At 30.2% G+C, this 12,220-nt stretch carries 8 protein-coding genes and 2 tRNA genes; 2 read left to right on the top strand and 8 right to left on the bottom strand.

Translation table 11 applies throughout. The features are described 5' to 3' along the window. Window positions 1-4 precede the first annotated feature (4 nt). Entirely contained in the window at window positions 5-1,351 is a 1,347-nt protein-coding gene (locus tag L8V88_RS02510) for a hypothetical protein (protein WP_263726655.1), read from the bottom strand. Window positions 1,352-1,403: 52 nt separating this feature from the next. Here L8V88_RS02510 and L8V88_RS02505 point away from each other — a divergent pair. Then, a tRNA-Ser gene (locus tag L8V88_RS02505) sits at window positions 1,404-1,491 on the top strand. Here the strand turns inward: L8V88_RS02505 and L8V88_RS02500 are convergent. After that, window positions 1,492-2,142, bottom strand: a complete 651-nt coding sequence (locus L8V88_RS02500) for a putative metalloprotease CJM1_0395 family protein (RefSeq protein WP_263726653.1) — start codon at window positions 2,140-2,142, stop codon at window positions 1,492-1,494. A 127-nt stretch (window positions 2,143-2,269) separates the two neighbouring features. On the opposite strand from L8V88_RS02500, the gene L8V88_RS02495 reads away from it, so the two are divergent. Further along, window positions 2,270-2,346 (top strand) — tRNA-Met (locus L8V88_RS02495). Window positions 2,347-2,354: 8 nt separating this feature from the next. On the opposite strand, the gene L8V88_RS02490 is transcribed toward L8V88_RS02495, so the two are convergent. From L8V88_RS02490 to L8V88_RS02465, 6 genes are all read right to left on the bottom strand, one after another. Next, window positions 2,355-2,609, bottom strand: a complete 255-nt coding sequence (locus L8V88_RS02490; protein ID WP_263726651.1) for a hypothetical protein — start codon at window positions 2,607-2,609, stop codon at window positions 2,355-2,357. A gap of 21 nt (window positions 2,610-2,630) precedes the next feature. After that, window positions 2,631-6,458: an inverse autotransporter beta domain-containing protein gene (locus L8V88_RS02485; RefSeq protein WP_263726650.1), complete on the bottom strand. Its 3,828-nt coding sequence runs from the start codon at window positions 6,456-6,458 to the stop codon at window positions 2,631-2,633. A gap of 630 nt (window positions 6,459-7,088) precedes the next feature. Then, on the bottom strand, window positions 7,089-7,730 hold the full coding sequence (locus L8V88_RS02480; RefSeq protein WP_263675611.1) for a potassium channel family protein: 642 nt from the start codon (window positions 7,728-7,730) through the stop codon (window positions 7,089-7,091). Further along, on the bottom strand, window positions 7,727-9,070 hold the full coding sequence (locus tag L8V88_RS02475) for a TrkH family potassium uptake protein (protein WP_263726648.1): 1,344 nt from the start codon (window positions 9,068-9,070) through the stop codon (window positions 7,727-7,729). The genes L8V88_RS02480 and L8V88_RS02475 overlap by 4 nt, the downstream gene beginning before the upstream one ends. Window positions 9,071-9,163: 93 nt before the next feature. After that, window positions 9,164-10,498: an anaerobic C4-dicarboxylate transporter gene (locus tag L8V88_RS02470; protein WP_263664326.1), complete on the bottom strand. Its 1,335-nt coding sequence runs from the start codon at window positions 10,496-10,498 to the stop codon at window positions 9,164-9,166. An 18-nt stretch (window positions 10,499-10,516) separates the two neighbouring features. After that, window positions 10,517-11,929, bottom strand: coding sequence for an aspartate ammonia-lyase (locus L8V88_RS02465; RefSeq protein ID WP_263675606.1), 1,413 nt, complete (start codon window positions 11,927-11,929; stop codon window positions 10,517-10,519). Window positions 11,930-12,220 lie beyond the last annotated feature (291 nt).

The raw sequence follows: 12,220 nt of genomic DNA, 5'->3' as shown, positions 1-12,220 counted from the left end.
CTCCTTATTGTTCTTTGATTTTATAAATAATATTTGAATTTGGCACAAAAGATCTTATAAGTACAATATAATTTTTATCTTTTTCCAACTCATCTTCAAAGATTATTTTTTCTTTATCATCATAAATTTTAACTAAGCCTTCGTTTTTTAGCATTAAAATACTAGCACTTTTTGGTAAAGCTTGCCACATTCTAAGATCTGCTTTGTTGATTAAAGCAGTACTAACAGTGCTAATAAATGATAAAAAACCACTAGAATCATTATTAGCTATGACTAAATTAATTGAAGTTTTAAGTGCGCTTGAGGCTAAGGTTTTCATTACCATGGAAGGCAAAAGAGTTTTAAACTCACTTGCTATAATATCATCAAAATAAATTAAATTTTGGGTTTTTTCATCTTGGCTTTGCAAGAATTTATAAGAAGTATTTCTTGATTTTAAATAAGCAAAAGCTACGCTAATATTTGCAATATTATCGTTAAAAATAAATGGTAAAGTGAGATTAAATTCTTCTTTTGTAGCACTAAAACCATCTTCATAGATAATAAAAATATATTTTTGCTGAGGGAAGGATGTTTTTAAATGAGTGAATTTTTCAAATACTTGAAATTGTTTTTGAAGTTGTTTGTTTTTCACATCGCTTAAGGCTACTTCTTTTAAAAGATCATAAGCTTTAATATAATCTTTGTCAAAAAAGAAAAATAAAGCACTAAGATAGCTAGCATAGATATTAGTATAGTTTTTATTTGCGTTAAATGCACTAAGAAGATTGTCATATTGTTTATAGATAGGGTTTAAATTTTGCTGAAAACTTGTATATATTTTTTTATCTTTTTGAAGTTCTTTTTGGTATTCTTCTTGAGCTTTTTGTATATAATCATAAAAATATTCTTTCATTCTATCTTGTCTGTATAAAGCTCGGTTAAATTCCACTCTTGCGTTTTTAAAATCACCCAAGCTCATATAATTTAAACCTTTGTAAGTATTTAGCATAGTCCTTTCATAAAAATAACCTTGATAGTCATTGATGGTATCATTAAGTAAAATTTCACTAAAATTTTTAGTGGCTTTTTGAAGCCCATTTTGTAAATCTACATCATATTTATAAGCTTCTTCTGCTTTATCAAAAAATGCATTACTTTTTTCATAATCTTTACAAACTCTTGCTAAAGAGGCTAAATTTAATCCTGTATATATGGTGTCTTTATCCGCGTTTTTTAAAGCTAGGGTATTTTCATCGCATTGTTTGTTTATAAAGGCTTTTTCATAATATAAATTAACATTAGCATGATTTGAACAAGCACTTAAAAAAAGTAAAATAAAAAGATAAAAACAAGAGTAAAAAAGCTTCATAAATTCCCTTTTTAGTGTAAATTTAAAAAAATAAGTTATAATTTTCATTTTTAGAGAGGTGTCCGAGCGGTCGAAGGAGCACGCCTGGAACGCGTGTGTGGGGCAACTCACCGAGGGTTCGAATCCCTTCCTCTCTGCCACTATGCGCTTTTGTTATACTGACTTCCTATGTAATCTTGTGATGTATTTTGTGTGTATGATTTTATAGCTTTGGAATTTGAATTTGTTTTTTCCTCATTCTCATTTTCGCTTTTTTCATTTTGTGCTTTTAGCTCTTCTGCTTTTATTTTAGCTTGTTCGGCGCGTGCGTCATTTTGCATTTGCATAGCATTAGCCGCTACTTTATAATCTTGCGGACTAGGATCAGCTGGTGCCATAGCTGCAGCAATTACTTGCATAGCATTTGCTATAGTTTCTTCTGGAGTATTGCCTTTTTGCATTCTTATAGGCACTTCTCCTTCAACTGCATACATTTTATTATCAGGGCCTCTTGTGTAGCCAAAACTTGCAGCCCCTGCCAAAGCTCCACCTGCCGCTTGGTGGGCTGCTTCATGAGCCCTTACTTCTCTGTCGATTTTTTCAAGCTCTCGTACTTGTTTTACTTCCTCGTTGCTTAAGTCTTTACCATTGACTTTTTGAGTTTTTTCATCTTTTTCTTGATCGTTTTTATTTTTTTTTATTTGCTGTGGATTTTCTTTTTCTGAAATGTTTTCTTTAGCTTGTTCTTTGTCTTTGTTTTGATAAGGATTTTGTGTGTAAAAGGCATTGCTATAACTTGAGCTAATTTGCATTAAAATCCTTTTTTAATATAGTTTTATATTTGTAGCACAAAAAAGTTGAAAAATATATAAAAATTTACAAAATAAGTATTTTATGAAATGTTAAGCAAAATAAAGTATAATTTTAACTTCTTTTTATGTCAGGGTAGCTCAGCTGGCTAGAGCGCTGGTCTCATAAGCCGGAGGTCGGGAGTTCAAGTCTCCCCCTTGACACCATCTAGCTTTCAAAAAAACATTTTCCAATGATTTTTTAGTATTTTGATGATATTTTTGCAAATTTCTTTCTTTTTGCTTTCTTCTATTTGGAGTTTATCTAAAAAAGTTTCTTCAAGAGTGTTAATAAGTTGTGTACATTCTTTTACATCAAATGTTTTTGATTCATTTAAAGATGACAATGCTTTTAATAATAAATCTTTATATTCTATAAAAGTTTTAATTTCTACCTCTGAAAGTTGAGCTAACAGAGATAGAAATTGCATAAAATTGTAAAATGGCAAATTTTATATTCCTTGTACAGTAAATTCAAAATTTCGTTCTCCGCCAAAACAAGAGAAGTTGATTTTACCTTCATCATGGTGTCCTACAGAGTCATTATTAACAAAGGTAATGAAATTAAATCCTATACCTCCACTTGATACCCTGGACATATATTTTTTTAATTCATATGAAGTTATCCTGCAATCTGGAGAATTTTTTATGTCTTTATCTTTAAATTTTAAAGAAAATTGTGAAAAAATAGACATAGGATTGTATCCTACCCTCCACTCTTTTCTATCTAAATCAACTTCTGGGAACAGCACTTTAACGTCATCAGATTTAAATTTTTTTAATTCGCTTGTACTTTCTCTATATTCACATTCAAGTTCTATTCTAAAATATCTAAGATGTGGGTCATCAACATATAGATTTATGGTTGTTTCTCCATTGGTGTATAATCTGCTAAGATCTTTTTCACTTTTAACTCCATCTGGCAGTATAATTTTAATAAATCCTGGCTTTAAATGAGTTATTGTTACCGGAAAATGTTTCACATAATAAACTTCATATGGATATAATAAACCATAAGGAAACATAATTTTTGGCAAGAAAAATTTTTCCCATTTATAGGAAATTTTTTGATCTATTTTTTTTCCTAATGTTGAAGCATTTATTGTTATTTCATTTTCAAATGGATCTTTAGAAGTAATAGTTGCCTTAGCTTCACCCTGAGAATTGAATTTGCTATCTTTATTGATTATTATCCCATCTCCTTGGATGTTCCATGTGATTTCAGAATTTGGACGTCCACCAGTAATTTTTATTTCAGATTGTTCATTGAGTTTATTGTAAAACCATGTTCGGTTTGATTGTATTTGTAAATTATATTGATAAAGTTTGATTTTATCTAAATTAAGCTCCTCTTTAACGCTACCTTGTTTGATATAACTAAACTTAATAGTAAGTTCTTTAACACTATAATCATTAATGCCACTAAATTCTAAAGTAGCTTCACCTTTATCATTAACATTAAAGCTTTCTTTTTTAGCTTTTACTCCTTTACTTCCACTGATTTTATCAATGGCTGAATTTGGTAATAAACCACTTACTTTAATATTAAAATCATCTATATAATCTATAGTTTTTTCTTGAGCTTTAAAGCTTGGATAAGTTACACTAGGTGTATATGTTTTTACATCATAAGTAATAGTTTTACTTAGGTTTTGGCCTAGGGTGCTAACATTAATTGTAGGATTAGCTTTAAATGGAGCTTTAGAAGTAATAGTTGCTTTAGCTTCACCACTAGCATTAAATACTTTATCAGCTTTAGCTAAAGTAGCATCACCGCTTAAACTCCATTCTATTTTCTCATTAGGCTTACCACCTTTTATAGTTACTTCAACATGATCAGGCTTTGGATCTTTTAAAGCTTTGTTGCTATCACTTTCATAAGCATGGATAGTGTTTTTGCTAAAATTAATGCTTGTGGTGTATTGGTGGAGTTTGATCTCTCCGTTTATTTCTTGAGTGCTAGCTGTACTTTGATTATAAGTAGCAATGATTTGCAATCTTTTAATATTAAAATCTTTTACTCCTTCAAATACTACCTTACTCTCACCTTTATCATCGGCTGTGCTTTCTTTGTCATTACTAATTCTTAAAGTTTTATTGCTTTGTATATCTTTAGCCTTCCATGAAACTTTTGTTTTTGGCATTAAACCTTTAAGTTTTACTTCAAAGTCACTTTTATAATCAATCATTCCCTTTTCAAAGTCTTGATGAGTCACAGGATCTTTTCCAGTAGGAAGCTCCATAGTGGCTGAATAATTTTTGATTTCTAAAATTTTACTTTTTTCTTTTACTAACTCATCGCTCATATTCTTAGCAATGATTTTTACTTTTTCATTTCCACTAAGCCCTATGATTTCTACATTACTCTCACCGTTTTCATCAGCTATTAAATTAAGCTCTTTGGAGGTTTTGTCTTTATCAATAAATAAAGCATTATTTCCTTGTATACTCCATTTAACTTTTGTAGAATTAGCTTTTAAGTTTTTATAACTTGCATGAGTTTTTTCTTTATTACCTATAGTGGTTTTATCTAAGATGATATCATCATCTCCATAAACTGCTATTTGAACAAAGGTTTTTAAAGTAACTCCTAATACATTAGCAATAATTTCAGCCTTTTCTTTATCTTTCATGCTTGTATCAGGCTTATAGATGATGTTTGAAATTCCATCTTTATCAGTTTTATCTGAATTTGGAGTTTTTTCTAAGCTTCCTTTGCCAATTAATTTCCAATGAATTGCTAAATCACCTGCTAAATCATTTCCTGCAAATGTAATTAATGATTGCTCATGTCTTTGTATATTAGAAGGTTTAGCAAATACTCTAAAATCTTCTTTTGGAGCTATGATGGTAATAGGAAAACTTTCTTGAGCATTTCCTGCTTTAGCAATTAAATTGGTTTGATGGACTCCGTAAGCATGGATTATTTTTATAAAAACCTTTCCGCTATCATTAGTAATATAATGATTCCCATCTTTTAAGATTACATTTTTTTGTTCAGGAGTTACACTCATGGCAACATTTTTAACTGCTTGGTTAAAACCATTTTTAAGCATAATACAATGAGTATTATCTCCTAAATTTCCACAATAAGAAACATGATAAGCATTATTAATGGCTTTATATTCAAGCACCATAGAATAATCTCTATCTATAAAATGAGTTCTAGATCCTTCAATGGTATTGCTTATACCTGCAAATTTAGGATCAAAAGCATGTTTAAATCCATCTTTATCTAAAGGTATGTTAAAATTCATAGCTATATTTGTGCCTTGTTTATCACTTTCATTACTTCTTTTATGGCTTAGTGAAAAAGTTAATGCTGGACAAGGTGAATAAGTAATACCTCCTTCATACACTAAAGGATTTTTTTCTAAATCTTCATAGCAGCTTGCATTGCCAAATGGAGCTACTTTTTCTCCATACCATTTATTCATATTAGCAAAAACAGCCACATTACTCATAGCAGGGAAAGCATATTTAATACCCATATCCCAACCATTAGCAGGGCGTTCTAATATATAATCTTTATCAAAATCATAACTTCCCACCCAATCGCTTAATCTTTGATAAATATTGGCATGGAAAGCTAGTGTATCTAACATGCTTTCAAAGCCCAAAGACATTCTTTTATGTTCTCTACTAAAATCATGATCATAAACTAGGTTTAATCCTAGCATGATATTGCCTGAATTATCTAATGCTAGTGCATTAGGATAATATCTTATACCTCCACCAAAATGACCTATGATTCTATTGTTATCATATCCACCTATACCGCTTTGTAAAAAATAAGATATTTTTGGATTATCTTCACTCATAATAGGTAAAAGAGCTTTAGCATTACCACTTAAGCCACCTCTATCATTATAGTTTAAATTAAACTCACTATTGATAGAGTGATTAAGAGAGTGTAAATATTCTTGGATTAAAGTATTAGCTTGTAAGCTTAAATAATTACTTGCTAAATCTCTAGCAATCTTATCTCTTTCTTTGCCGTCTTTGGCATTATACATATTACCTATGGTTTGAATAACACTAATAACCTTATTAGATAACTCTTCATCTTCTTTACTAAGATTAGAATCTTTATTTGGTTTTTCCTCCAATAGCTTTTTAACTCTTGGATTAAGATTATTGTGATTTTTAATTTGACTTGTTTCGTTGGAAGCAAGAACCTGATTGTTATCTATAGTGATTTTATCTTGATTTTTTAAAATCATTATTTGAGAAAAAAGAAAAGTGTGAATGAGTAAAACAAGTAAAAGCGTTTTTTTCATATCCCCCCCCCCATAACCTACATTGAATTTTTTATTTGTGATGATATGATAGCACAAGAAACAAAAAAACAATAAAAAAGTTATAAAAATATTGAAAAATATGTAAAAAACTATCAAATATAATAATTATTTATAAACTATAATCAAAATTACTTTTATTTTTTATTAAAAAAATACATATAGATTTATTATTATTTATATAACATCAAAAATTACTTTTATTTACTTTTTTAAAATAATGCAAAAATAGACTTTTATAGCTTTTATATTTATGCTTTGTTGTTTTGTTTAATATATGTGTAGATATGGTAAAATAGTATTTATATAAGCATATAAAGTGTATTTGTTGTATTTAGTATATAAATAATAAATACTAAGCTTATATATAGTAATAAATAAAGGGTATAAATGTCTTATTACGCTCTTTAGATAATTAAAATATAGAGTTTTTATATAAATTTGATAATAGTTGTTATAATCTTAAAATAACTTATTAAAAAAATATATTTAATTATAGTTTATGTGTTTTTATAGATTAGGCAATAGGTAAAATAATATATAAAATATTTAATGGGAGATTAATGGTGATTTAAATATAAGGCTAAAGCTTAAAAATAAGCTTTAGATTTTTTAATATTCGTATTGATTTAGTTCTTCTTGAGTGCCAAGTAGCATTAGTATATCATTTAGATAAGCAGTGGTTTCTAAATTTGGCATAATACTCCAAGTATCATGCTGTTTGTGTGCGATGACTTTTAAATTTTGTCCAATGGATTGTAAAGTTTTTCCTGCTAAATTTTCATCTATCAAAAGTTTTGCTACTTTGATGGTATTAGCTGAAAGATCTATGATTTCAAAATTTGGGTTAGTGATAAGAATTTTAGCCAAACGCTTTGCAGATTCTTTTTCAGGATAGATAACTTTATTAACCCCAAGTTTTGAAAGAATTTGTCCATGTGTAGAAGAATTTGCTTTAGCAATGATATTTTTCACCCCTATTTCTTTTAAAGCCATGAAAGTGAGTATGCTTGATTCTAAATTTTCACCTATGCTGAGTATGACAACATCAGCATTTGCATAACCTGCTTCTTTTAAAGCTATAGTATGAGTAGAATCTAAAATATAGGCAAAATCTGCATGATCTTGTAATTCCTTAACCGCTTCTTCATCAATATCTGAAACAATAACTCTTTTACCTTGATCAATAAGCTCTTTTGCTAAAACCGAACCAAACCTTCCAAGTCCTATAATACCATAAGTTTCTTTTTTCATAGTATGATTTTTCCTTTTGGATAATTTAAATATTTTTCTTTTTCTTTAAAAAATATACTAAATAAAAATGCAAGCACACCCACTCTACCACTAAGCATAAGTAAAATGATAATTAACTTACTTTCAGAATTAAAAAGCGCACTAAGCGATAAAGTCCCACCATCGCCCACTGAAACTCCTACTGTAGCAAAAGCTGAACTTGTTTCAAAAAGCAAAGGCAAAAAGCTTTTATCATCTTCGATTAAAGATAAAAGCAATACGCAAGTGATGATATATACAATAGAACTTACCGCTATAATGAAAGCTTTATTAATAGTTTCTGTAGGAATTTCAAAGTTAAAAATTCTTGCATTACTATCTTTGATACTCCAGTAAGCATAGATTAACAATACAGCAATAGTAGTTACCTTAATACCCCCAGCAGTTCCACCAGGCGCACCACCTATAATCATAAACAAAGATCCAAAAAATAAACTTGCATCTTTAAAGGTGCTAAGATCAAGAGTGTTAAACCCTGCGGTTCGGTAATTTACCGCTGTAAAATAAGCACTCATAATTTTATCAAAAAGCGAAAATTCTCCTATGCTTTTTGGATTATGGTATTCAAATAAAAAGACTACTAAGCTTGCAAAAATAATCAATATAATAGTGGAAATTAAAACAAGCTTTGTATGCAGACTTAGACTAGCAAAACGCTTTTTAGAAAAAAAGTATAATTCTAATAATACAAAATAACCCAAACCTCCAATGATAATCAAAGAGGTGATAATAAAATTAATCCAAAAATCTTCTCTATAAGGCATTAAGCCACTTTCAAATATACTAAATCCTGCATTATTAAAAGCAGAAATAGAGTGAAAAATACTAGCCCATAGAGCCTCGCTTAAATTCATATCAAGCTTAAACCTTAGAAATAATAATACCGCACCTATAAGTTCAATAGCAAATACAAAAAATAAAACCTTTTTTAAAAATCCTACAAGCCCGTCAGCGCCAGGATAAATCAAGGATTCTCTTAAAAGATTTTTTTCTCCAAAACTCATTTTTTTGCGTACTAAAATATACAAAGCCATAGCTATACTCATATAGCCCAAGCCGCCTATTTGAATAAGCAATAAAATAACAAGTTGTCCATAAAAGCTAAAATCTAATGAAGTATTTAATACAATAAGCCCTGTCATGCTTACAGCTGAAGCACTGGTAAAAAATGCATCTAAAAAAGATATGGGTTTAGTGTGCATCATAGGAAGCATTAGAATAAAGGTGCCAAAAAGCGCTACTAGAATATAACCTATAAATAAAATTCTTATATTTTTTCTATCTAAAGTTAATTTTGTCATTTTGATTCTTTAAAATTAAAAAAACATTCTACTTAAAATTAGTTAATAAATAAAGAAGAAAACTTTCCACTTTTAAAGTGGAAAGTTAGAGTATTAAAGCATTCCTACTGCTAAGAAACCTAGAGCAACAGCTATAACTATAGCCAACACACCTGGAATAAAGAATGCGTGGTTAAATATGAATTTTCCAATTCTTGTTGTACCTGTATCATCCATTTGAACCGCACCTAATAAAGTAGGGTAAGTTGGAAGAACGAAAAGCGCTGAAACAGCAGCAAAACAAGCAACTAGCATATAAGAATCTGCAGGATTTGTAGCTGAAATTCCTAATGCAGCGATGATAACTGGAACAATAGCTTTTGCAGTAGCTGCTTGAGAGTATAAAAGCATACTAGCAAAGAAGAATGCAACTGCAAGCATAGCTGGAGTTTGTTTAACCCATTCACCTGCTACTTCTTTAATACCTGCCTCATGACCTGCAACGAAAGTATTTCCAAGCCAAGCAACACCAAATACACACACACAAGCTGTCATACCTGATTTAAATACACTTGTATCTAAAATTTTAGCAGGCTCAACTTTACAAAAGATTGTGATTAAAGTTGCAGCAGTTAATAAGAAACTCATAATCGCAGCATCTCTTGGGATAACTACTGGATCAATCCATTTGATATTGTTAGAAATTGCTGTAGCATAAAGAACAACTGCTAATACTGTGAATAAGAAAATAGCAACTGAAAGTTTCGCACCTGGTTTGTCTTCGCTCTGTAAAACATCAGAAGCACTTTTTACAAGACCAGCTTTTAAGCGTTCTTGATATACAGGGTCTTTGCTAAGATCCATTGGAGTGATTAAACTTACAATGAAAGCTGTAATCATACAAGCAGCAAAAGTAGTTACAATCCAAATACCAATTAATGCAGGATAATTCCAACCAAGCGGTTCTAATACACCAGTCATATAAACAACAGCAGCACTAACTGGAGAAGCTGTAATACCAATTTGTGAAGCAACAACCATTAATGAAAGTGGAGCTGATGGTTTAATGTTTTGTGATTTTGCAACATCAATAACAACAGGCATTAATGAAAATACTGCATTACCAGTACCTGCTAAAATAGTAAGTAACCAACCGCAAGCTGGTGCAAGGTAATTGATAAATCTTGGATGTTTACGTAAAATTCTTTCAGTAACTTTTACCATATAATCCAAACCACCTGCTTGTTGCATAGCAGAAATCGCAGCAATAGCTGCAGCGATGATTAAGATAACATCCCAAGGAATATTACCTGGCTTCATACCTAAAACAAGACCTAAAATAACAACACCCAAACCTCCGGCATAGCCTATTGCTATGCCGCCAAGGCGGATACCTATGAATATTGCCCCAAGAAAGACAACAAGTTGTAAAATAATCATAATATCCATGATTTAAACTCCTAAAAACTACGCTTTTCTTTTTTCTGTCATGTGAGGATTTAACATATTTTCTGGTGTTAAAATTCTTTCAATTTCTTCTTTTGGAAGATATCCTCTTTCAAGACAAATATCGCCAACTGCTTTACCAGTTTCTAAAGCTTCTTTAGCAATACTTGCAGATTTTTCATATCCTAAAACAGGGTTAAATGCTGTAACAATACCGATTGAGTTAAGTACAGATTGTTTGCATGCTTCAGGATTTGCTGTTAAGCCTCTTACAGCTTTTTCAGCTAGAGATTTCATTGCATTTTCAAGTAAAACTATAGAGTTGAATAATCCATAAGCAATACCTGGTTCAAATGCATTAAGTTCAAATTCTCCTCTTTCAGAGCAAAGCATGATAGTAACATCATTTCCTATAACTTCATAGCAAGCTTCACCTACTGCTTCGCATATTACTGGATTTACTTTACCTGGCATGATAGAGCTACCTGGTTGCATTTTTGGTAGATTAATTTCGCCTAAACCACATCTTGGGCCTGAATTCATTAATCTTAAGTCATTTGCGATTTTTGATAGTCTTACAGCTGCAGTTTTTAAAGCACCACTTACATGTACAAAATCAGCTGTATCTTGAGTAGCAGCGATAAAATCTTCAGCTGGTTTAAATTCAACACCAGTAATTTCTTTTAATTTTTTCTCAACCACAAATTTATAATCAGGGTGGCAGTTAATTCCTGTACCAATAGCTGTTGCACCAAGATTTAAATAACTCATCGACTCACGAGCTGCTGTGATTTTTTCAATATCACTTTTAATATAGCTAGCAAAAGCGTTGAAAGTATTTCCTAAAGTTGTAGGAACCGCATCTTCAAGCTCTGTTCTACCCATTTTGATGATATCTTTGTATTCTTTAGCTTTAACTTCTAATTCAGTTTTTAAAAGTTCCATAGCTTTTAAAAGATCAGTAAGTTTTGCATAGGTTGCTACTTTGATTGAACTTGGATAAGTATCATTTGTAGATTGACCTAAGTTTGTATGATCATTTGGATGAAGGTATTGGTATTCACCTTTTTTGTGTCCCATGCTTTCAAGAGCAATGTTAGTGATAACCTCATTAGTATTCATATTTGTACTAGTACCAGCACCACCTTGGATCATATCTACTACAAATTGATCTAAAAATTCACCAGCAATTAATCTGTCGCAAGCTTTAGCAATAGCATCAGCTTTGTCAGCATCAAGAACTCCAACTTCTTTGTTAGCAAGAGCAGCTGCTTTTTTAACTTGAGCGAAAGCTTTTACAAAATATGGATAATCTTGTAATCTTCTACCACTCATATGGAAGTTTTCTAGTGCTCTAAAAGTTTGCACTCCATAATAAACTTCGTCAGAAATTTCCAACTCACCAATAAAGTCGTGTTCTTTTCTTGTTCCCATGATGTACTCCTTGTGGGTTTTATTTAAGTTTTGTTTATAAACTTAATGAGTATTATATAACAATTTTTTATAAAAGTTTCATAAATTTTTCTAAATTTTTTAAATTTCAATAAAAATATATAAAATAAGCTAGAATATTGATATTCATTTTCTAAATATAAGACATTTTATGGATATTTTTTAGTTTATAGTATTTATTATTATCTTTTATATTTAATTTTAATAATTTTATATTTACTTTTTATATAAGTTTTTAAAGAAATTTCAAAATGGAATCAATTTACCGCAGAC

The organism is Campylobacter sp. IFREMER_LSEM_CL2101, assembly GCF_025771825.1.
Taxonomy (GTDB): Bacteria; Campylobacterota; Campylobacteria; order Campylobacterales; family Campylobacteraceae; genus Campylobacter_D; species Campylobacter_D lari_C.
This window is presented reverse-complemented; position numbering and strand designations above follow the sequence as displayed.

Excerpts from the sequence above, each read along its gene's own strand:
- L8V88_RS02510 (WP_263726655.1), bottom strand. The coding sequence starts at position 1,351 with ATGAAGCTTTTTTACTCTTGTTTTTATCTTTTTATTTTACTTTTTTTA.
- L8V88_RS02500 (WP_263726653.1), bottom strand. The coding sequence starts at position 2,142 with ATGCAAATTAGCTCAAGTTATAGCAATGCCTTTTACACACAAAATCCT.
- L8V88_RS02490 (WP_263726651.1), bottom strand. The coding sequence starts at position 2,609 with ATGCAATTTCTATCTCTGTTAGCTCAACTTTCAGAGGTAGAAATTAAA.
- L8V88_RS02485 (WP_263726650.1), bottom strand. The coding sequence starts at position 6,458 with ATGAAAAAAACGCTTTTACTTGTTTTACTCATTCACACTTTTCTTTTT.
- L8V88_RS02480 (WP_263675611.1), bottom strand. The coding sequence starts at position 7,730 with ATGAAAAAAGAAACTTATGGTATTATAGGACTTGGAAGGTTTGGTTCG.
- L8V88_RS02475 (WP_263726648.1), bottom strand. The coding sequence starts at position 9,070 with ATGACAAAATTAACTTTAGATAGAAAAAATATAAGAATTTTATTTATA.
- L8V88_RS02470 (WP_263664326.1), bottom strand. The coding sequence starts at position 10,498 with ATGGATATTATGATTATTTTACAACTTGTTGTCTTTCTTGGGGCAATA.
- L8V88_RS02465 (WP_263675606.1), bottom strand. The coding sequence starts at position 11,929 with ATGGGAACAAGAAAAGAACACGACTTTATTGGTGAGTTGGAAATTTCT.